Origin of the sequence: Streptomyces dengpaensis, from assembly GCF_002946835.1 — a bacterium.
GTDB lineage: Bacteria > Actinomycetota > Actinomycetes > Streptomycetales > Streptomycetaceae > Streptomyces > Streptomyces dengpaensis.
On sequence record NZ_CP026652.1, the window covers coordinates 5,961,415 to 5,982,823 of the forward strand.

At 72.6% G+C, this 21,409-nt stretch carries 15 protein-coding genes and 1 pseudogene; 4 read left to right on the top strand and 12 right to left on the bottom strand.

Features of this window, described 5'->3' with window-relative positions; translation table 11 throughout:
- Positions 1–16: 16 nt before the first annotated feature.
- From C4B68_RS27560 to C4B68_RS27570, 3 genes are all read right to left on the bottom strand, one after another.
- The gene (locus C4B68_RS27560; protein WP_099499133.1) at positions 17–1,054 is read right to left on the bottom strand and encodes a rod shape-determining protein; all 1,038 of its coding nucleotides are present in this window, start codon (positions 1,052–1,054) and stop codon (positions 17–19) included.
- Positions 1,055–1,468: 414 nt separating this feature from the next.
- Positions 1,469–2,884, bottom strand: a complete 1,416-nt coding sequence (locus tag C4B68_RS27565; protein ID WP_099499132.1) for a carboxyl transferase domain-containing protein — start codon at positions 2,882–2,884, stop codon at positions 1,469–1,471.
- Positions 2,877–4,370 carry an acyl-CoA synthetase gene (locus C4B68_RS27570; protein ID WP_099499131.1) on the bottom strand — a complete coding sequence of 498 codons (1,494 nt, stop codon included), beginning with the start codon at positions 4,368–4,370 and terminating at the stop codon, positions 2,877–2,879. Before C4B68_RS27570 ends, C4B68_RS27565 begins: the two co-directional genes overlap by 8 nt.
- 303 nt (positions 4,371–4,673) lie before the next feature.
- Here C4B68_RS27570 and C4B68_RS27575 point away from each other — a divergent pair, with 303 nt between their 5' ends.
- The 3 genes from C4B68_RS27575 to C4B68_RS27585 are packed head-to-tail and all read left to right on the top strand — an operon-like array spanning position 4,674 to position 7,969.
- The gene (locus tag C4B68_RS27575) at positions 4,674–5,315 is read left to right on the top strand and encodes a toxin-antitoxin system, toxin component (RefSeq protein WP_240634490.1); all 642 of its coding nucleotides are present in this window, start codon (positions 4,674–4,676) and stop codon (positions 5,313–5,315) included.
- Between the two features lie 6 nt (positions 5,316–5,321).
- Positions 5,322–6,539, top strand: a complete 1,218-nt coding sequence (locus C4B68_RS27580) for an MAB_1171c family putative transporter (RefSeq protein ID WP_099499130.1) — start codon at positions 5,322–5,324, stop codon at positions 6,537–6,539.
- Entirely contained in the window at positions 6,536–7,969 is a 1,434-nt protein-coding gene (locus C4B68_RS27585) for an FAD-dependent monooxygenase (protein ID WP_167459176.1), read from the top strand. The genes C4B68_RS27580 and C4B68_RS27585 overlap by 4 nt, the downstream gene beginning before the upstream one ends.
- 44 nt (positions 7,970–8,013) lie before the next feature.
- On the opposite strand, the pseudogene C4B68_RS27590 reads toward C4B68_RS27585, so the two are convergent.
- Positions 8,014–9,078 (bottom strand): annotated as a pseudogene (locus tag C4B68_RS27590) (MerR family transcriptional regulator); the annotation flags it as partial.
- 158 nt (positions 9,079–9,236) lie between these two features.
- Between C4B68_RS27590 and C4B68_RS27595 the strand changes: the two are divergent.
- Positions 9,237–10,142 carry an ATP-grasp domain-containing protein gene (locus C4B68_RS27595; protein WP_099499129.1) on the top strand — a complete coding sequence of 302 codons (906 nt, stop codon included), beginning with the start codon at positions 9,237–9,239 and terminating at the stop codon, positions 10,140–10,142.
- Here C4B68_RS27595 and C4B68_RS27600 read toward each other — a convergent pair.
- From C4B68_RS27600 to C4B68_RS27635, 8 genes are all read right to left on the bottom strand, one after another.
- Positions 10,123–10,758, bottom strand: a complete 636-nt coding sequence (locus tag C4B68_RS27600) for a hypothetical protein (protein ID WP_099499128.1) — start codon at positions 10,756–10,758, stop codon at positions 10,123–10,125. The genes C4B68_RS27595 and C4B68_RS27600 overlap by 20 nt on opposite strands.
- 331 nt (positions 10,759–11,089) lie before the next feature.
- Positions 11,090–11,317: a Trm112 family protein gene (locus C4B68_RS27605; RefSeq protein ID WP_099499127.1), complete on the bottom strand. Its 228-nt coding sequence runs from the start codon at positions 11,315–11,317 to the stop codon at positions 11,090–11,092.
- Positions 11,314–12,219 carry a hypothetical protein gene (locus C4B68_RS27610; protein WP_099499494.1) on the bottom strand — a complete coding sequence of 302 codons (906 nt, stop codon included), beginning with the start codon at positions 12,217–12,219 and terminating at the stop codon, positions 11,314–11,316. The genes C4B68_RS27605 and C4B68_RS27610 overlap by 4 nt, the downstream gene beginning before the upstream one ends.
- 15 nt (positions 12,220–12,234) lie before the next feature.
- Positions 12,235–12,975: a class I SAM-dependent methyltransferase gene (locus C4B68_RS27615; protein ID WP_099499126.1), complete on the bottom strand. Its 741-nt coding sequence runs from the start codon at positions 12,973–12,975 to the stop codon at positions 12,235–12,237.
- Entirely contained in the window at positions 12,972–14,492 is a 1,521-nt protein-coding gene (locus C4B68_RS27620; RefSeq protein ID WP_099499125.1) for a condensation protein, read from the bottom strand. Before C4B68_RS27620 ends, C4B68_RS27615 begins: the two co-directional genes overlap by 4 nt.
- Positions 14,489–19,090, bottom strand: a complete 4,602-nt coding sequence (locus C4B68_RS27625; protein ID WP_099499124.1) for an alpha-(1->3)-arabinofuranosyltransferase — start codon at positions 19,088–19,090, stop codon at positions 14,489–14,491. Before C4B68_RS27625 ends, C4B68_RS27620 begins: the two co-directional genes overlap by 4 nt.
- Complete coding sequence (locus C4B68_RS27630; protein WP_099499123.1) at positions 19,087–19,905, bottom strand: class I SAM-dependent methyltransferase; 819 nt, start codon at positions 19,903–19,905, stop codon at positions 19,087–19,089. Before C4B68_RS27630 ends, C4B68_RS27625 begins: the two co-directional genes overlap by 4 nt.
- Complete coding sequence (locus C4B68_RS27635; protein ID WP_099499122.1) at positions 19,902–21,164, bottom strand: glycosyltransferase family 4 protein; 1,263 nt, start codon at positions 21,162–21,164, stop codon at positions 19,902–19,904. The genes C4B68_RS27630 and C4B68_RS27635 overlap by 4 nt, the downstream gene beginning before the upstream one ends.
- Between the last annotated feature and the right edge of the window lie 245 nt (positions 21,165–21,409).

Consider the following 21,409-nt stretch of genomic DNA (forward strand, 5'->3'; position numbering starts at 1 on the left):
TCCGACACCGGGGGCCTCAGGCCGTCAGCGGGTCCAGGATCAGCGGCTCGATCTTGCCCTCCAGCATGTAGCCGAGGCCCTGGACGGCACACACGTCGGGCCGCTCGGCGATATTGACGGGCATTCCGGTCGCCTGCCGCAGCATCTGGTCGAACCCCGGGAGCAGCGCGCTTCCGCCGACCATCATGATCCCGCGGTCCGCGAGGTCGGCCACCAGGTCGGGCGGGCAGCAGCGCAGTACCTTGCCGATGCCGTCCAGTACGGCGGTCAGCGGAGTCTGGATGGCATCGCGTACGGCGGCGGTGTCGACCTGGACGCTGCGGGCCAGGCCCGTCGCGACGTCCCGGCCGTGGATCTCGGTGGAGGCGGGGCCCTGCGAGGTGAGGCCGTTCCCGGAAAGGGCGAGCTGCAGCGGCCGGACCGACTGGCTCGGCAGCATCAACTCGTGCTCGTGCCGCAGATGCTGCACGATCGCGCGGTCGACGGCCTCGCCGCCCACGGGGATGCGCTCGGCGGTCACGATGGAGCCGAGGGAGAGGACGGCGACCTGGGTGGCGGCGGCCCCGCACACCAGGATCATGGTGGCCTCGGGCTTCTCGACGGGCAGCCCGCAGCCCACGGCGGCGGCGATCAGCGTGTCCACGAGTTCGACCCGCCGCGCGCCGAGCCCGACGAGCGTCTCGACGGCTGCGCGCTGCGCCAACGGGTCGGCGTCGTGCGGGGTGCAGGCGGCGGCCCGCAGCCGTGGCTTGCGGCGCAGGGTGCGGCGGACCTTGTCGCCGAGCAGATGGCGCAGCATGCGCTGCGCCATCTCGATGTCGACCACCGTGCCGCCGGTCACGGGCCGTACGACCCGGATGTAGTCGGGCGTACGGCCCGTCATCTTCTCCGCGAACTCGCCCACCGCGATCAGCGCGCCCGTCTTCGTGTTGATCGCGGCGACGCTCGGCTGATCGACGACCAGGCCGGCGCCCTTCACGTACACACGGGTCCTCGCCGCGCCCAGGTCGACGGCGAAGTGGCAGCGGCGCAGCTGCTCCAGACTGGCGGTCATGGCAGGTCCTCCCGAGAGCGCAGACCGTGGGGGCCGCCGGGTGGCGGGCCTCTTTCGCATCGTGCGGGGGCCTGGGCGGGGGCGCCTTTCGTGGGGGGCCGGGAGGGGGGCCGCTGGACGGGTGGACTTGCGCGTGGCGCGGGTCGGTGAGGCGGATCGCCTTGGGGCTGTCCCGGTTTGCGCGGCTCGTGCCCGCCTGGTCCGGTGGGAAGCCGGCTGCCGTACGCCTTGCCGGTGGCGGGTAGCCGCCAGCCCGTCCGGCGTTCGAGGACGAGCGCGAGGCGCGATAAGGGGGGTCTGGAGGGGCGGAGCCCCCCAGATACGGGACGGGTAGGGGCGGAGGGGGCGAAAGGACCCAGCTTCCGGCCCCCTGCCGCCCCGACCCGCTCCCGGCCCCCCGCCGCCCCACCCCGCTCACGGCGCCTGCGCGATCCCCCGGACCACCCCCAGCTGAAGCAAGTCCTGCGGACGGACCCGGAGTTGGTCCGCCGTAGATCGCACCTGCTCCGGCGCCCGCTTGAGAATCGCGGCGGCAAGCTCCGGCGCGATGACGGAGAAGTAACTGTCCGGCGTGGCCCAGGTATTGCCATGCGCGGCCAGCGCAAGCGCACCCCCGGACCCGCCCTCGCCGATCACCAGCGTGGTGACCGGCGTACGGGCGGTGGCGACCGCCGCGAACAGGTCCGCGATCGCGGCACCGACCCCCTGCCGCTCGGCCTCCGCGTCATTCGCGGCGCCCGGGGTGTCCACCAAGGTCAGCACCGGGATACCGAGCCGACCGGCCAGCCGGATCAGCCGGGCGGCGGTGCGGTAACCGGCGGGGCGGGTCGGGGTCCCGCACTGGGCGGCGTACGCGATGGACCGGATGGAGCCTCCGTCGTGCGCGAGACCGAAGCCGCACAGCATGCCGTCGTCGGTGCCGCCGCAACGGTCGCCGCTGATGGTTGCTCGTCGGGTGAAGTACGCGTCCAGGTAGGCGGCAGCGCGGGGCCGCTGGGGAGAGCGGGCCCGCTGGACGGCCTCCCAGCCGGTGGCGGGGAGGTCGAGCGCGCCCAGCGCGGGCGGGACGGGTGCGGGCTGGACGGGTCCGGGTGGGACGGGGGCGGCCTCGGCCTTCGCGCCGGCCTCGGCCTTCGCGCCGGCCTCGGCCTCCGCAGAGGGCCGGGTGAGCAGCCGCAGCCACAGCGCGAGCGTCTCCCGCAGCTCCGCCGTCGGTACGACGGCGTCCACCGCCCCCGCCGCCAGCTGGGCCTCGGCCGTGTAGGCGGACGGGTCCGCGCCGGGCGGACGGACCCGGGAGCCCGCGAAGCCCAGCTGCGCGCCGGGCAGCGCCAGCGTCACGTCGGCGCCCGCGCCCAGCGTGGCCCAGCCGCCGCCCGTCGCCGGGTCGCACGCCACGGCGATCTGCGCGAGCCCGGCCTCGCGCGTGAGCGCTGACTGCCGTGCCACCCGCTGGAGTTGGGTGAGCGCGAGCATGCCCTCCTGCATCCGGCTGCCGCCCGTCGCGACGAGCGAGACGACGGGGAGGCGGTGCTCACGGGCGTGGAAGTACGCGGCCTCCAGCCGGTCGCCGGTTCGCTCGCCGAGCGAGCCGCCGAGGAAGCCGAACTCGAAGACGATCAGTACGGCGGGGGTGTCGCCGATGGTCGCCGTACCGCAGACGGCGGACTCCACCTCGCCGGTGCGGTCGCCGGCCCGGGCGCGCGAGTCGTCGTACCCCTCCCAGGAGATAGGGCCGTCGGGCTTGAAGTGCCTCATGGGTGCGCGGAGTTCGCTGAAGTCATCGCTGACCAGGGCGACGGCCTCGCGCGCCGAGAAGCGCTCAGTCACGGGTCAGCTCCCGCTTCAGGATCTTGCCCATGTCGTTGCGGGGCAGGGACTCCAGGAAGTGCACGGTGCGTGGCCGTTTGTGCGGGGCGAGGCGGTGGGCCACGTGGTCGGCCAACTCGTCCGCGGAGGGAGGGGATTGAGGGTCGGCGGGCACGATCCAGGCGACGACGCGCTCGCCGAGGTCGGCGTCGGGCTCTCCGGTGACGGCGGCCTCACGCACTCCCGGGTGTTCGAGGAGCGCGTTCTCGATCTCGCCCGCGCCGATCTTGTAGCCGCCGCTCTTGATCAGGTCGGTGGCCTTGCGGCCGACGATCCGTACGGAGCCGTCGGGGTCGATGACCGCCATGTCGCCGGTGCGGAACCAGCCGTCCTCGGTGAACGCGGCGGCGGTGGCGTCGGGCCGGTTCAGATACTCGGTGAACAGGTTCGGCCCGCGCACCTGGATCTCGCCGACGCTCTCGCCGTCGTACGCGCCGGTCGGGGTGCCGTCGGTGTCGTACGAGGCGATCGTCGTCCCGTCCTCCTCGACGAGCCGCAGGTCGACGCCGGGAAGCGGTACCCCGACCGTGCCGGGCCGCGGCTCCCCGTCCGCCCGCACGCTCGTGTTCATCAGGGTCTCCGTCATGCCGTACCGCTCGATGACCCACCGCCCGGTCGCGGCCGTGATCCGCTCGTGGTCGTGCACGGGCAGCGCGGCGGAACCCGACACGAGCAGCCGCGCCCGGCCGAGCGCCATGGCCGGCTCGGCGTTCTCCGCGTTTTCCGCGACCGCCTCGGCGAGTCGGTGGTACATCGTCGGCACCCCGAACAGCATCGTCGCCCCGGCGTTCAGCTCCCGTGTCACGCCCTCCACGCTGAACCGGCCCAGATGCCGTACGGACCCGCCACGCCGCAGCGGCCCCAGAATGCCCAGGATCAGCCCATGCACATGGAACAGCGGCAGCCCGTGCACCAGCACGTCGTCGCCGGTCCACTGCCAGGCGTCGGCGAGCGCGTCCAGGGTCGCGGCGATCGAGCGACGGGGGATGACGGCGCCCTTGGGCGGGCCGGTGGTGCCGGAGGTGTAGACGATGAGGGCGGGGGCGGAGGGGGCGGGCTCGGGGGGTGGTTCGGCCACCGCTCCGGTGCCGTATACGTCGACATCGAGCCGTTCCCATCCCCGTACGGCCTGCGGCAGTTCATCGTCCGGGCCGGCGAGGATCGCCGACGGCGCGCTGTCGTTGAGGATGTGGCCCAGTTCGCCCGTTCCCGACTTCGGATTGAGCGGCACGGCCGGTACCCCGGCGAGCAGTGCGGCCACGACACCGACGGCCGTCTCCAGCGTCGGCGTCGCCCACACGGCGACCCGCCGGGCGCCACCGAGCCGCCCGGCCAGTTCACCCGCCGAGGCGGCGAGCTCCGCGTACGTCAGGGACCGGTCACCGAACCGCAGCGCGGACCGCTCCGCGACCGAAACGCCCACCAGGGCCGGGAAGAGGGAGGACACGCGTACTCCTTGCCACTAGGACTTCAGGGACTTCGCCGGTAGGGACCAGGGACCTGGCCTTCCTACACGATGCCGCACGCCGTTACGGGGTGGCGGGCGCCGCAAGGTCTCAAGTGGATGGTGGGCCGCCCGTGCGGTCGCGGTGTGTGGCGCGGGGCGATCCGGACACGTAGTCTCGGCCAATAGTGACAACTTGAGGAGTCAACTGTCGGGAGCCGCCTTGGTGAGTGAGTCCCCGCCGCCTCTTCCCGAGACGGTCGCCGGCCTCGACGCGCAGATCTTGAGCAGCGAGGAGGCGGAGCGATGAAGAGGGGCGGCCGGGTCCGGAAGCTCATGGCCGCGCTGCGGTCACCGAGGAACGACTCCGAGATGCGTGCCCTGGCCGTGGAGCTGAGCGGCGTGCTGCGGAAGAGGTTCGACGCCCCCGTCGACGTACGGGAGCTGGCGGGCGCGCTGTGCGAGGAGATGAGCAGACGCCGTAACGGCCGTCCCGTCCAGCTGCGCTTCGAGCGCTTTCCCGACGAGTTCGAGGTCACCGGGCTGTGGATGGAGTTCCACGACTTCGACCTCGTCATCGTCGAGGAGCGTGCCGAGACGGTGCAGCAACTCGTCATCCTCGGGCATGAGTTGTGGCATATGAAGGAGGGGCATCGCGATCACCACGTCGACGGTGCGGCCGCTGCCGCGCATGCTCTGTCGGACGGCTCCCAGTCGGACGGCTCCCCTTCGGACGGGCCGAACGGTTCTGTCTGGCGGGAGATCGCCCTCACCGTCGCCGCCCGTAACGGATCCCATGAAGCCGACGAGGCCGAGGCCGAGGACTTCGGGCTGCACCTCGCGAGTGTCTTCCGCTCGTGGGTGACCGGCCCTCGCAGCAGTGGGCCCGGCGACCCGGTGGGGCGGGCCATCCAGGCATCCCTGGGCTATCGCGGACCCCAGGACTGACCGGCGATGGATCCTTCCCGCCTCTTCGACGGCCTCTACATCTCCTTCTGGATACCGGCGGCCGTACTGACCGCCGCCCTGGCGATCAAGCTGCCCAGCATCATCAAGCTCTGGAAGGACCCGTTGCTGCGGGCCGTCGGCGGTCTGCTCGTCCTCGCCTGCGGTGTTTTCGTGTTCGCGGCTCCGCCCACCATTGCCTGGACCAACCGGGTCACCGGCGTACCCAACATCTCGGCGCCCCTGGTCTACAGCCTCATCACCGCGTTCTGCGGATCCTGTCTGCTGCTGATCACCGCGTGGCGCAACGGCATCTCCGACCGCTCGGAGACCACCCGCCGCACCACGCGATGGGTGGTGAGCGTCTACTCGGGCGTGATCGTCGCGCTGTGGGCGCTGTTCGCGCTCGCCGACGCCGATGTCGAGCGGGTGCGGGACCTCGACACGTACTACGCCACGACCGCCTTCATGCGCGAAGAGATCGTGCTCTACCTGCTCGCGCACACCGTCGCCTGCCTGATCACGTACCGGCTGATCTGGAACTGGATCCGCACCGACGGACTCGACGTATGGCTGCGCGGCGGCCTGAAGTGCCTCAGCGTCGGCTACGCGATGAACCTCATCTACGACTCCTTGAAGATCACGGCCGTCTTCGCCCGGTGGACCGGCCACGACCTGGACTGGCTGAGCACGGACGTGTCGCCGCCCGTCGCCTGCGTCTGCGCCATCCTCATCGCCGTGGGGTTCATCCTTCCGCACGCCGGCCAGTATCTGCACCGCCGGGTGCGTACCCGGCTCAGCCACTGGCGCCTGCGGCCCCTGTACCGGCTCACCCGCAGCATCACCGGCGGCCGCGTCCCCTTCAAGCTGCGCGCCACCCCAGAGCTGCGCCTGACGCGCCGCGAGACGTTCATCCGGGACGCGCTGCTCCACCTCGCCCGGTACGTCGACGAGGACCTGGACCGACGTGCGTACGAGGCGGCGGTCGCGCTGGGGCGCGGGGCCGACCGGGCGAGGCCGCTCGCCCATGTGGTGGCGATCCAGGACGCCATCGAGACCAAGCGGCGTTCCCGGGCGGACGACTCCACGGCGCCCCTGCCGTCGGCCGGCCCCGACATCGAAGACCTGCTGGAGGGGATCGAGGCCGTGTCCCGGGCTCTCCGCCACACCGACGACATCAGAGCGGTCCGCGCGGCCGCCGCAGCAGAGAGCGTGCGCGCCCCATGAGCCACAGCCCGACGAGCATCAACTCCGTGGGTGATCGCCCCCTGAGATCCGCCGTCGTCCTCGGCGGCAGCCTCGCCGGGCTGCTCGCGGCCCGCGCCCTGGCCGAGTTCGCGGACGTCGTCACCGTCGTCGAGCGCGACGTGCTGCCCGAGGGGCCCGAGCCCCGCAAGAACCTGCCGCAGGCACAGCACGTCCACCTGCTGTGGTCCGGCGGCGCGAAGGCCATGGAGGAACTCGTCCCCGGCGTCACCGGGCTGCTGGCGCGGGCAGGCGCGCACCGGCTGCCGCTGCCGACGGACATGGTCGCGCTGTCGCCCCAGGGCTGGTTCCGCCGCTGGAACGAGTCCCACCACATGGTCCTGTGCAGCCGTGACCTCCTCGACGCGACCGTCCGCGCGCAGATATTCGGCGACGACCGGATCCGTCTCGTCGAGCGCACCGAGGCACTCGGCCTCGACGGTACGGCGGCAGGCGTCACCGGTGTCCACGTCCGCGGTCACGACGGCGCGGAGCGCACCCTCCCCGCCGACCTGGTCGTCGACGCCACCGGACGCGCCTCGCGCGCACCGGAGTGGCTCACCGCCCTCGGCCTTCCCGAACCGGAGGCGCGGCAGGTCAACTCCGGCCTCGCGTACGCCAGTCGGGTCTTCCGCGCCCCGGAGCACGCGCGGCACGGCTTCCCCGTCCTCAATGTGCAGGCCGCCCCGCGCGACGGGTGCCCCGGCCGGGCAGGCGTCCTGCTGCCCATCGAGGACGGGCGCTGGCTGGTCACCCTGTCGGGTACCCGGGGCGGCGAACCCAGCGCCGACGAGGCCGACTTCGAGCGGTACGCCTCCGAGGAACTGCGCCATTCCGTTCTTGGCGAGTTCATCGCCGGTGCCGAACCGCTGACCGGTGTCGCCTTCACCCGGACCACGGCCAACCGCCGCTACTACTACGAGCGTTCGCGACACTGGCCCGAGGGCTTCCTCGTCATCGGCGACGCGCTGGCCGCGTACAACCCCATCTACGGGCACGGCATGTCCGTCGCGGCCCAGAGCGCCGTCGCCCTGCGCGAGGTGATCCGCCGCCGGGGCTGGGGCACGCCCCGGCTGGCCCGTGCGCTGCAGAAGGCGGTGGCCCGGCCGGTCAACGCGGCCTGGGATCTCGCCACCGGCCAGGACGTCTTCTACCCGGGCGCCACCGAGGCGGGCCCCACGCTCCGCGACCGCGTCCTGGCCGCGTACGTCGACCGGCTCCTGTACACCGCCACCGGCAACGGCCGTGTCGCCCGACGCTTCACCGACGTGTCCTCCCTCGAACGCGGCGCGCACGTCCTCCTCGCCCCCAGCGTGCTCCTCGCCGCCGTGATCGGTCCGCTCCAGCCCCAGCTCACCGGACCGCCGCTGGCGGACGAGGAGTGGAAGGCGGCGGGCACCCGCTCTGGCTGAGCGTGCGGGCACCCGCTCTGGCTGAGCGGCCGGGAGCCGGTGCCGGCCTCCGCCACGACATCGGCGACGACGCAACTCACGTTGTCCGGACCGCCGGAGTCGTTGGCGACCCGGACGAGCGCCCCGGCGGCCTGGTCCGGGAGGGGGTGCGACGACAGAACCCGCGCGATCTCCTCATCCGGTACGACACTGGAGAGACCGTCCGAGCAGAGCAGGTACCGGTCGCCCGCCCTGGCGTCGTGCAGCCGCAGATCGGGGACGGAGCCGGCGGCGGTGCCCAACGCCTTGAGCAGCAGGGCCCGTTGGGGGTGAGCGGTGGCTTCCTCCGGCGTCAGCCGGCCCTCGTCGATCAACGACTGCACGACCGTGTGATCGTGGGTGATCCGGAACAGCTCCCCGTCGCGCAGCAGATACGCGCGCGAGTCCCCGATGTGGACGAGCGCGAGCCGGGAGCCGGTCCACACCATCGCGGTGAGGGTGGTGCCGATGTCCGCCTCGTCCTTCCGTTCCGAGGCGATGTCCTGGACGGCCCGGGCGGCACCCTGGATTGCGTCCTCAAGGAGATTGAGCACATTCCCGGCAGGGAGCGGCTCGTCGTCCAGGAACTTGAGGGCCTCCACCGCCGCCGTACTGGCGGGCGCCCCGCCCGGCCCGAAGCCGTCGGCGACGGCGAGGACGCGGGCGCCCGCGTAGGCCGTGTCCTGATTGGTGCCCCGGACCAGCCCGGTGTCGGAGAGCGCGGAGTAACGGAGCTCCAGCATGCTGGTGTCCTTCCTCGGTGGCGGCGAGAGATGGTCCACGAGGAACGCCGCCAGATCCCGGCGCGCGGCCGTCTCGGCCTCGACCTGCGCCCAGTACGCCCGGATCTCCCGCGCGGCCGCCCCCGGCTCCAGGGCGCACACCCGCCGGATCCGGGCCAGCGGCATCCCCAGCCGCCGCAGCCACGCCACCAGACGTGCCTGCTCCAGCTGCCCGGCCGCGTAGTACCGGTACCCGGTCTCCGGGTCCACCCGGGCGGGCCGCAGCAACTCCAGCTCGTCGTACAGCCGCAGCGCCTTCGGCGACAGCCGGCACGCCTTCGCGAAGGCGCCGATCGTCAGCATGTCCAAGCTGCCCACCCCCGTGGTCGTGGTGACCGGTGACCCAGTCGTTCCCCGTTCCGCCACCGATGCTGGGGCTTCACCCATGGTGAAGGTCAAATGGGTTGCGGCGCACACACACGCCGTTGTTAGCCTGCGGCGGGATCCCCCCGAGACGTCGTACGAGGATGGAGTCCTCCGTGGCCAGCACCGCCGCCGCCCGCACCCGTGTCGCGCTCGCCACCTACGATCCGGGGGAGGAGCCGAGCGTCGACAGTGACCTGCCCGTGCTGAAGGCTGCCATCGAGGACGCGGGCGCCGAGGCGGTCGTCGCGCCTTGGGACGACCCCGAGACCGACTGGGCGGCCTTTGACCTCGTCGTGATCCGGTCGACGTGGGACTACAGCTGGCGGGTGGCCGAGTTCGTGGAGTGGGCCGAGCGGTGTGCGCGGGGTACGCGGCTCGCGAATCCGGCGGCGGTCGTGCGGTGGAACACCGACAAGCGGTACATCGGGGATCTGGCGGCGGCGGGGGTTCCGGTCGTGCCGACGCGGTATCTCGCGCCGGGTGATCCCGCCGACCTGCCCGACGACCACGAGTTCGTCATAAAGCCCACCGCCGGGGCGGGTGCGCGGTACGCCGCCCGGTACACGCCCGAGGAGCGGGAGACGGCCGTGCGGCAGCTCGCGCGGATGCACGCGGAGGGGCTGACCGCGATGGTGCAGCCGTATGTGAGGAACATCGACGCGGGAGGGGAGCGGGCTCTGCAGTTCTTCGGCGGGCGACTGGTGCATGCCAGCCGGAAGGGCGCCGTGCTGGCCCCCGGTACGCCGTACGACGGGGACAAGGTGCCGCATCCCCAGCTCGAGGCCTGGGAGCCGACGGCCGCCGAACTGGCCGTCGCCGAACGGGCGTTGGCGGCCGTTCCCGGTGCGCCCGAGCTGCTCTACGCCCGCGTCGATCTCGTCGACGGTGACGACGGCGAGCCCCGGGCGATGGAGCTGGAGCTGATCGAGCCGAATCTCTTCCTCGGGCTGCATCCGGAGTCGGTGCCCCTCGTCGCGGAGGCGATCGTCAAAGCGGCTGGTCGCTGACGGCCAGCCGTTGGAGGAGGCCCCAGGTGAACTCCGCCGCGCACGCGTGGCGTACGCCCGACGCGTCCGGGGCCGTGAAGGCCAGGCCCCAGCGTGTCGGGGCCGTGCCCTCCAGGGGGCGGGCGGGGGCGAAGGCTCGGGCGACCTCGTCGACGGTGCAGGACCAGGGGGTCAGGTCGTCGAGCGTCGAGAGGACCGGGCCGGGGGCGCCAGGGGCCCGAACCAGCCATTCGTTCCAGGCCACCCCGTTCGGGGCGACCAAAACCTCGAAGCGGAGGTCGGGCCACAGGGGGACCGGCCAGAGCAGGGCCTCGCAGGCGAGGTCGCCGATCTGGCGGGCCTGCACGGACTCAGGGGCGCCCAGGATCGACCGGATGGGGGTACCTCCCATGCCCTTAAGGCTATGGGGGAGGGAGACGGCCGCCCGCGAGCGCGGGGCGTGCAGCATCGCCTGCCAGCGGCGGTTGGCCTCGCGCATCTCCGCGATGGACACGCCCAGCTCCCGGCGGGCGTCCTCGACGAGCCCGGGGTTGTGGTCGGCCATGCGGCGCAACAGAACCAGCTGGAAGTCGAGAGGGGTGAAGGGGGTGGCGGGGCGACGTTTCTTGGCGGGCATGGGGTCCAGTTTTAACCCGGCAGGCACGTCGCAGCCCGCCCGGCCTTCGAGGACGCGGCAACGAGTCGCGCCCCCACCCACCCCGCCGCACCCTCAACCCCGCGTGGCGAAGTTTTCAGCCCGTCCGGCGTTCGATGACAAGGTAACGAACTCCCCTCCACCTACCCCCGCCGCACCCCCACCCACCCCGGGCGGCACATTTCAGCCCGTCCGGCGTTTGAGGACGAGGCCGTTCAGGCCGATAGGGGGGTCTGGGGGCGGCAGCCCCCAGATACGGGACGGGTAGGGGCGGAGGGGGCGGAAACCCCTCGTGGCCGGTCCCCTCCGGCCGTCATGGGGCCATCCGTTTGAGGAGTTCCTCGTGCTCGTCCTCCGTGACCTGCTCCCCGGAGGACGGCAGCAGTTGCGGTATGCCGTCGACGATCGGGTAGCGGCGGCGCAGCCGCGGATTGTAGAGCGCCTCCTCGGAGGTCAGGGCCTCATCCGGCACCAGCAGATGGAGCGGCCCCTTGTCGAGCGGACAGGCCAGAATCTTCAGCAGCGGGTCGTCGGCGTTCATGGGGGCGTCAACTCCTTGGTATCAGTGGAGGGTTGCGGTGCGGCATCGTGCTTGGGCATGGCAAGCAGAACCGACACCGCGAGCACGGTGCCCGCCAGCCGCAGCGCCAGCCGCACCGGCTGGTCCGGCAGCGCCTCGCCGAACGCGAGCGTGCCGAGCACCGCCGTGAACAGGCAGGTCACCGTCGTGCAGACCGGCACGATCAGCGAGGCCCGGCAGCGCTGCAGCGCCGCCTGCGACATGACCAGGCCGAACGCGCCGGTGAAGAGCAGGAGATAGGGGTATGGGGAGCGCAGGAGGCCAACAACCGCTCCCCCAAGGTTACTTGTCGTCAGATAGCTCGACACGCCCTTGATGGCGAGCGAGCTCACCCCGTACAACAGGCCCACCGCCACACCGTATTCGACGCCCGTGGTCGGCATGCGGTGCCGGTGCTTAGCACGGCGCTCGGCACTGCCGTACAGCCAGACGCCCGTCGCAAGGGACGGCAGGCACACGGTGAGGATCAGCGGCGCGGGGGCGCCGCGGCTCACCGTGTCCGTGCTCTCGCTCAGGGACAGGACGACCATCAGCAGGGCGGCGAGGATGGCGCCGAGCGCGTACCGTTCGCGGCCCGTGGTCTCCTCGCCGAGCAGCCGGGAGGAGAGCAGCACCAGGAGGACGAGGCCGGAGACGAACAGGCCCTGGGCTGCGGCGATCGGCAGCGTGCGGTAGACGGCGAGCTGGGCGCCGAAGCCCGCGGCGAGGGCCAGCGAACCGCCGATCCACAGCGGGCTCCCGAGGACCAGGCGCAGCAGCCGCGCGGGGCGGTGGATGTTCACCTCGGGCAGGGCGGCCAGCGCGCGTTTCTCCAGGACGAATCCGGTGCTGTACAGGACGTTCGCCAGCAGGGCCGCGGCCACTCCCCACCACATGGTCTACGTCCTTCGCGCGTGCAGGAGCAGGATGGAGGAGAACGAGGGCGCGGCGCAGGCCAGCCGGTCCAGCGGCCACAGCGGACGCGGTACGCCGTGGAAGGGGGCCCCCGCGAGGCGCACCACCTCGAAGCCCGACGCGGTCACGAACTCCCGTAGCGCGCGGGCGGTGTAGAGCCGCAGGTGTCCCACGACCTCGCGGCCCGGGCGGCCGTGGATCGCGCGCAGGCTCACCTCCGAGAAGACGGGCTGGACACCGGCGAGCAGCAGGGCACGGTTGTACCAGGCGGCGAGGTTCGGGGTGGACAGCATCAAGTGGCCGCCGGGGCGCAGGACTCGGCGAATCTCGTCCAGTGCGCCATCCGGGTCCACGAGGTGCTCGACGACCTCGCTGAACAGCACCGCGTCGGCGGCGCCCGTCGCGAACGGCAGCCCGCCGTCGGTGAGTTCACCGCGGACCGTGTACGGCATGTGGGCGTGGGCGCGTCTGAGTGCGTCCTGCGACCAGTCGACGCCGATCAGGCGGTGCCCGGCGAGGAGGGGAGCGGCGGTGGCCGCGGCTGTGCCGTCGCCGCAGCCGATGTCCAGCACGGTCTTCGCGCCCGCCGTGGCCGGACCGAGCACGTCGGCCAGCATGCGGGCCTGGCGGAGGCTGCGGGGGGTGCCGGAGGCCACGGGGACGGTGGGGTCCTCGTAGAAGTCGCGGAGTCCCGTGCGGGCCGGGGTGGTTGTCGAGGTCGTCATGCGCCGGGCTCCTTCGTCGGCTTCGACTCCTCCGTCGCGTGCAGGTAGTGCTCGAAGAGGTCGCGGAGGTGGGCGCCGTCGCCGTGGCCGAGCAGAGTGCGCGACCAGCGCAGGGCGAGGTGCAGACGGCCCGCGGTGGACGCGGTCGTGACGGTCAGGCCGCGGGGCATACGGGCGGGGGCCGAGAACCACACCGCGCGGGCGCGGCCGGCCTCCTCGCCGAAATCGAGCGGGTACGGGACGCGGCCGATGTTGCTGAGCAGGGTGGTCGACGTCCATGGGCCCGCCGCTCGGCGGAGGCCCCGGGTGACGGCCGCGCGCCATGCCACGGGGACGACAGGCGCGGTCAACAGGGCTGCTCCATGGCCGAGTTGGGGTCGGTCGGCCGCCTTCAGCGCACGGGTGCGGTTCGCTGTACGGCGCAGGAGCTCGCCCATGCGGTCCGGGTTCAACTCCTCCGGTGCGAAGGTGACTTCTACGAGCCTTGTTCCGTTACCGATCGGCATGTCCTCGCCCCTGGGGCGGTCGTCGACCGGCATCGTGATGCGGAGGGGGCGCGGGTGTGCGCCGTGCTCTCTGTTCCAGTGGGCGATCATCAGGGCCGTGGCGGCCATGAGCTGGTCGTTCACGGTGTAGGGGGCGGCCTTGGGGCGGCGCGGGACGGTGAGTTCGCTGACCAGCAGGCCGTTGCCGGGGGAGGGTTCGGGGGTGCCGGGGGCGACCCGGGCGGGTGGGGTCCAGGTGGAGGGGGCGTCCACCTGGTCGGTGTGCGGTGTGTCGGGGGTGCGCACCGGGGCTGCGGCGGGGGAGTTGTCCCGGCCGCCGTACAGCTGCGCTGCCGTGGCCAGGATGCGGAGGCAGGCGGGGCCGTCCAGCGCGGTGTGGTTGATGGTGAGGAAGAGGACGGTGCCCTTGGGGTCCGGGCGCCCGGGGGTGTGGCCGGCCGGGGGGTGGGTGCGCTGCTCGGCGCTGTGAGGTGCCGCTCTCCTTGGGACGGGTGCCGCCTGGGGGTCCCCCCACGCCGTTAAGGCAGTGGGGGAGGCTGGATTGCCCGCAGCTACGTCGGCTCCCACCGCGCCCTTCGCCTCGCTCCCCACCGCCGGGCCCGCGTTCTCGACCACCTCCAGGCGGATCGGTGGGGACAAGGACAGCGGCGGGGCCTCCATGAGTGCTCTGGTTCTCGCGTTTCTGAGTGCGCCGCGGACCGGGGGCGAGAAGGTCACGACCTCCACATCCGGGCCGGGGGTGAGCTCCCATTCGTAGCGGCGGCGGTACCACCGGCCCGGGGCCTGGCGCATGAGGATGCGGGGGTGCCGGTGCAGGGCCTCGGCGAAGGCCGATCGGAGCCGGGCGGGGTCGAGGCGGCCCGGCAGGTGGACCTCGATGTGGACCGTTTCCGGTTCCTCGTCCTGGAGGCAGTGGCGGGCGACCTCGTCCACCACCGGGAACGGAACGCGTACCGGAGGCCGGCGCGGACCGTCCGTGCCGTTCCGTGCCGGGTGCTCCACTGCTGTCATGCGGTGTCACCCCTCCCCGTGTCGTCCTCGGGCGGTGTCGCCCTGAACCTCGGCTTGCGGAACCCGATGCGGGCGGTCGGCGGGTCGGGCTCGGGTTGCGCCGACTCCGGGCCACGCGCGGAGACGGTCGGCCCCGAGGTGACCCCGGATGCCTTCGGTTTCGGCGCGCCCGGCGTCTCCGCGGTCGCCCTCGGTTTCGGTGCGCCCGGCGTCTCTGCGGTCGCCCTCGGTTTCGGTGCGCCCGGCGTCTCTGCGGTCGCCCTCGGTTTCGGTGCGCCCGGCGTCTCTGCGGTCGCCCTCGGTTTCGGTGCGCCCGGCGTCTCTGCGGTCGCCCCCGGCCCCGACGCACCCGCCGCCTTCCCGGACACCCCCGGAGCCCTCGAGGCCCCCGGCCCGCTCCGGCTCTCCCCCCGCACCCGTCGCGGCAGCGGTGCCGTCGGTGCCTCCCGCCGGGACCACCGGGAAGCGGCCGCCCCGGACGGGCCCGGTTCCCGTACGCTCACCAGCCCCGCGAACAGCCCGATCAGCGCGAGCAGTTGGGCCGTCGGCCCGAACGCCCCCTCGTCCGCCGACACCGGCGATCCCGCCCCTGTCGCGGCGGCGATCCCGGCACCCGCGAGCGCGAGGAACGCGATCGGTACGAGCAGGGCGTGCCGCCTGCGGGCGAGCAGGGCCAGCGCCGGGACCAGGAGGGCGAAGAAGCCCGCGATCACGACCCCGGCCAGGGTGAGCGCGACCAGGCCGAGCCACATCCCGGGCAGCGGCGGCACCGGCTGCGGCTCGTCGGGGTTCGCCGAGCGGCGGCGCCACACGACGAGGCACACCAGGGCCGCCACCGCGACACCGCCACCGATCAGCCCGACCTCGTACGTCGTCGAGGGCTCGTACGACAGCTTGACCGCGCCGCCCGGGCCAGACGGGATCTGCCAGCCCTGCTGCCAGCCGTCGAGCCGTACCGGCGTGAGTTCCTTGCCGCCCAGCGTGGCCTTCCAGCCGTCGTTGTAGTTCTCGTACGTCGTCAGGTACGAGGCGGCGCCCGAGCCGACCGTCACCTCGCGGCGGTCGCCCAGCCAGTCGCGTATCCGGAGATCACGCCCGGCGGTGGCCGCCTCCGTGACCGTGCCGCGTGTCAGCGTCACGGCGGTGACGGTCAGCGGTCCCGCGTCGCCCGCCTCGACCCGGTGCGAGCCGCCGGCCAGCTCCAAGGAGCCGTCCTCACGCCCTTCTTGGCAGAGCGTCACGTCGAACGGACGCCGCTCCACCAGATCCCGTACCGTCCCCTGCGCGCTCGTCTCGTGCAGCTTTCCGTCGACCGCGACGACCGGGCCCTTCCCGCAGGGGAGCGAGAACGAACGGGAGCCGGACGGCTGCGGGGTGCGGTACTGGTCGAGCGCCGGGATGTAGGCCTCCGTCAGTCCGACCGGGAGCTGCAGGTCGGCGTCCGCGACCGGGTTGTGGACGGTCAGCGGTGCGGTCTCGGTGACGGTGATGTCGAGGCGGTCGGTGGTGATGGGATCGAAGCGGGCCCAGCCGTTCTCGTCGACGGCGACGATCGCCGCCCCGTCCGGGGAGCTGATGTTCACCTTCGTCGGCCGGGCCGACAGGCCGCCCGCCGGGGCCAGGACGATGGAGGCGACCGGCTGTTTGTCCGGCCAGCTCAGGTGGATCGCCGGGTTGTCCCCGGCGATCCACGCCGTCGTCAGGTCGCCGTCGGTGAGGTTGCGCGCCGACAGGCCGGCGCCCAGCTCGGCCGTGGAGTCGGCCGTCGCGACGATCCGGCTCCGCCGGTCGGGCGCGACCTCGTACAGCAGCCTGTCGAGCTCCTCGCCCGGGACGGGGACCGCGCTCGCCTTGATCGCGTACGTCCCCGCCGTCGACGTCGAGAAGCTGCGGTGCAGGCCCGCCTCGGTGCCCGTCGGGGAGAGCCCGGTGGGGTCGGCGGTGCGGTGCAGCGAGACGATGTCGGCGGAGGCGTCCGAGCCGGCGGCGTCCGTCGGGAGTCGCAGCAGACGCGTGACCTGGACGTCCGGCAGGTCGACCTCGGAGAAGCCCGCACCGGTCAGTCCGGCGTGCTGCCGCGTCGAGCCGGTGATCGTGATCTTCAGCCAGCTCGTCGAGCCGGGGCGGGCCTTGACCGACTGGGCCATGCCGTTCGGCTGGAGATAGCTGCTGACGGAGCCCTTCTCCGTCTCCACCCGCACCCGCGTCGCCGCCGACCGTACGCCGTCCTGCGGCAGCGGGGTCATCTTGAACGACGACGGCATGTCCAGCGAATCGTCGAAGCGGATCCGCAGCCACTGCCCGTTCGCCGAGCCCGCCGCGCCCTCGGCCCACGCCGTGCCGGGGTTGCCGTCGAAGGCGTTCACGGGGTCGTACTGGGGGAGGTGGAACAGCCAGTTGCCGGTGGACGACGCCGTCACCGAGCGGGCACCGCGCAGTTCCGCCACCGTCTGGTGCCGGATCCCCTTGGCCGGCAGGATCTGGTGCGGCTTCTCGCCGGCGTCCTGGACACTGTCGCTGTCATTGCGCTGGTCGCGCGTGTACGTGTACGAGGTGTTGGCGTTGACCAGGCCGAAGCGGGTGTCGGCGCGGCGCAGCCCGTCGCCCACCACCTGCACCGCGGGCGTGCCGAGGCCGGGATGGTTGTCGCCGGTCAGCACGGTGGCGCGGCCCCGCATCGAGGGGTCGGCGGCCAGCGGGAGGAGCGCCTCGGGGCCGCCGGACACGACGGCCGTGTCGGCGATCGGCTTCAGCCCGGCCTGTCCGGGCCTCGGCACGTCCTGGCCGGCCGGCTCGTAGATCTCGACGGCGCGCTGGCGCGGATACAGGCCCTCGACCCGGAGCGGGGTGTCGTCCGCGATCCGACCCCCGGTCATGACCGGGCCGAAACCGGTCACGCGCCGGTACCCGGACTGCTCCAGGGTGCGCTTCACGGTGGTGGTCGGGACGTAGCCGATCTGGTCGGGGTCCAGGTCATTGCGTACGACGACGTAGTAGAGGCCGGCCCGGCTCAAGTAGTCGGCCATGCCCGGGACTTCGCCGCCCGTCATCAGCGCCTGCTCGACCGCGTCCATGGCGCGCCGGTTGCCCGCGCTGCCGAAGGGGACGTAATCCCTTTGGGCCCAGCGGGATTCGGCGAGCACGTCGAGGGGCTGGTCGATGGGGGAGCCCCAGGTGTAGATGCCGTGCGTGGTGGCGGGGACGACGAGGGCGCGCGAGTCGGGCGAGTACTTCTCCAGCCAGTCGGCGGTCGTCTGCCAGTACTTGGGGAGTTCCCGGAACGACCCCGGCTGCAGGACCGACCCGTTGAGATACGGCCACGCCAGCCCCGGCAGGATCAGTACCGCCGCCACGAGCGACGCGAAACGGCGGCCGCGTACGGGACGGGCGCCGCGTGTCTGCGACGCGACACCGACCAGATGCGCGATCCCGAAGACGAGCGCGAGCGCCAGGCCCGTCTGGAACTTGTAGATGTTGCGGAAGGGGGCGAGCCCGCCGTTCAGCCAGTCCTGGACGATGCCGTGGAAGGGCGCGCCGAACGAACCGCCGTACCCGGCCAGGGTGATGAGCGCGACCGACAGTACGGTCACGACGAGCCAGCGGCGTTCGGGCATGTCGCGTCGCGCGAGCCCGGCCAGGCCGAGACCGGCCGCGAGCGTCGAGCTGACGATCACGATGACCGAGGACGCGACGGTCCAGCCGGCCGGCAGCCAGGCCTCGCCGAAGTGCAGATACGCGACCCAGTTCCCGGCACCGCGCAGACTCTCCGTGGCCGACATCGTGGCCGTCGTGGTACCCGAAGTCTCCACGTAGGGAAGGAAGTTCTCGCCGTAGATGCCGAGCATCAGCAGCGCGATCCACCACCAGGCGGTCGCCAGGATCACGCCCGGCACCCACCAGGCGATCAGCTTGCGCTGCCGGGGCCCGGGCGGGCGCGACAGGAGATACAGGCCGACCGGGAGCAGGGACGCCAGGGTCGCGGCCGCGTTCACGCCGCCCATGAAGGGGACGACGAGCGCCGAGCGCAGGGCCGCGATCCGGGCGGTGTGGCGCTCGTTCGTCAGAGGCAGCAGGACCCAGGGGAGGAAGGCGCCGGGCAGTGCGGCCGCCGATGTCGAGCCGACGACGATCGTGAAGACCGGCCACAGTGCGTACGCGACGGCGGCGAGCAGCCGGGACGCGGCACTGCCGATCCGCAGCCGCTCGGCCAGCCGCAGCGCGCCCCAGAAGGCGACGGACACGACGAGCGACAGCCACAGCCGCTCCGCCAGCCACACCGGCAGATGGATCAGCTTGCACAGGCCGTAGAACGGCAGCATCGGCCAGGCGTAACCGACGTACTGGTCCTGGATGCCGCCGAAACCGCCCCGGTCGTGCCACAGCTGGCCCAGATCGGCGAGGAATTGCCACGGATCGAGCGCGACGCCGAGCTTGGTGTCGAAGGTCGTCCGCCCCGGGTGTACGGCCAGGAACAGCACGAACACCACGGCCCAGAAACCCAGCAGCCACCGCCGCGAGCGCGGCCCCTCCGGAGGGCCCGAGGCCGTGGCGGCGGGGCGGACGGCTGCCGGGGGAGGAGCCTGGACCGTGCTGGTCATGGTGGACACCGCCGGAGGATGAGGAGGAGGTTCCAGGTGGCGAACTCGCGCAGCCCCGGCGCCTTCGCGACGGCTCCCGCGAGGAACGGCCAGTAGCGGGAGCGCGCCGCGACGACCCTGACGTCGTCGCGGGCGCGCACCTGCCGCAGGGTGGTGCCGATGTGCACGGCGAAGAGGTTCTCGCCGAGGGTGTGCTTGGCGGCCTTTCCGGTACGGCGCCGGTAGCGGGCCCGCGCCCGCTCGGCTCCGAAGTAGTGCCAGGGCGCCCACTCGTGACCGCCCCACGGGGAAAGCCAGTTGGTGAACGCCATGTAGATCAGCCCGTCGGGCCGGGTCACCCGCACCATTTCGCTCAGGAACGTCTGCGGATCGGCCACATGCTCCAGCACGTTGGAGGAGAAGCAGACGTCGGCGACCCCGTCCGCGAGCGGCAGCAGATACCCGTCCGCGACGACCGCCGAGCGGGGCGGCTTCGGCCCCAGCTCCCGTACGTCCGGCTCGAAGAGGTAGGCGTGGGCGCCGCGCCGCCGGAACTCCTCGGTGAAGTATCCGCTGCCACCGCCGACGTCCACGACCGTACGGCCCTCGACGGCGCCGTACGCCTCGACCTGGTCGGCGGCGTCCCGGGCGAGCAGCGTGTAGCAGGACTCGGGGTCGTCCTGCTCGTGCAGGAAGGCGCGGAAGAGGGCGAGGGAGCGGCGTATGGACGGGTCCTTGAGGCCTGTGCCTGTACGGCTTCTGGTCCCTGTGCCTGTGCCCGTCTCCGTACCTGTACCGGAACGTTTCCCCACGCCCTCGCCCTTCGGGGCCGTCATGGTGCCCAGCTCCTCACCGCCTCCGCGGCCACCGCTCCGAACTGGCGGACCGTGTGGTTCCAGCGGTACTGGGCGGCGCGGTCGCGGGCCGCCTTGCCCATGAGGGTGCGGCGGTGCGTGGACAGGGCGAGGGTGCACCAGGCCGCCGCGAACGAGGACTCGCCGCGGGCCAGCAGACCCGTCTCCCCGTTCACCACGGAGTCGCGCAGTCCGGGTACGTCGAAGGCGACCGCCGGGGTCTCGCGCGCGGCCGCCTCGGTGACCACCAGACCCCAGCCCTCGACGGCGGAGGGATGCAGCAGCAGCCAGGCGGCGCACAGCAGCCGGTGTTTCTCGGCCTCGGATACATGACCTGTGAACTCCACGCCAGGACCGGCGAGTTGCTCCAGGCGTTCCCGCTCGGGCCCCTCTCCGACGATCACCAGACGGCCGCCGGTGACCGGGCGGACCCGCTCCCACAGCCGCAGCAGCAGATCGATCCGCTTGTACTCGACGAGCCGCCCCATCGCCACGAACAGCGGCTCCGGTGAGCGCGCGGCGCGCGGCCCCGGCTCCTCGACCCCGTTGTGCACGACCCGGATGCGGTCCCGCTCGACCCCGATCGCGCGCAGGGCGTGTGCCGTCGACGGAGAGACGGCGACCAGCAGATTGCGGCGCCGCCCGCCGGCCAGCGCCCAGTGCTCGAGTCTTCGTCCGAGCCGTGCGGCGGGTGTCAGCGGTCCGCCGAACCGCATCGCCCACAGGTCCGTGTGGACGTGGTTGACCAGGCAGAGGGTGGGGCCGTGATGCCACAGGGGTGCCAGGTACGGCATGCCGTTGCACACCTCGACCAGGAGGTCGCAGTCGCCCACGTGACGGTGGAAGGCGGGGCGGGCGCCGAGATAGTGGCCCAGGTCGCCGCCCGCCGACACCACCCGGTACTCGCGGAGGGGGGCACCTCCCGCGCGAGCGTGTTCGAGCGTGGGGGAGGCGGGTCCGCCGCACAGCAGGGTGACCTGGTGGCCGAGCTGCGTCAGCCCCTCGGCCAGGCGGTCGACCAGGAGCTCGGAGCCGCCCGCCGCCGGATTGCCGAGATCGCGGCGGGCGAGGAAGACGATGCGGCGCGGCGGTGGGGGGAGCGCCGGAAGGTGCTGCGGCGCCGGGCTGGGGACCGTGGCGCGATGGGGGTCCCCCCGCTCATGGGGGTTCCCCCGCTCGAGAGAAGCCGAGAGTGGGGGAGAAGCCGAGAGTGGGGGAGGGGACGGCACGTGCTGGGGCATGGGTGCTCCAACTCGTCTCAGGGTGCGGAACTCAGCGTGGGGGGCTGGGCGAGGCGCGGATCTGTTGTGACGGAAACTGCTGGGGGACTGTGCTGGGGTCTGTGCTGGGGATCTTGCTGGATTTCGTACGGGGATTCCCTACTGGATTTTGTGCTGGGAATCTGACGAACCGTGGGGGTTCTGGGCGTTCGCCGTGGCGGGGATGTGGGTGGGCTGTGCTCGGGTGGGGTGGATAGTTTTAGCCT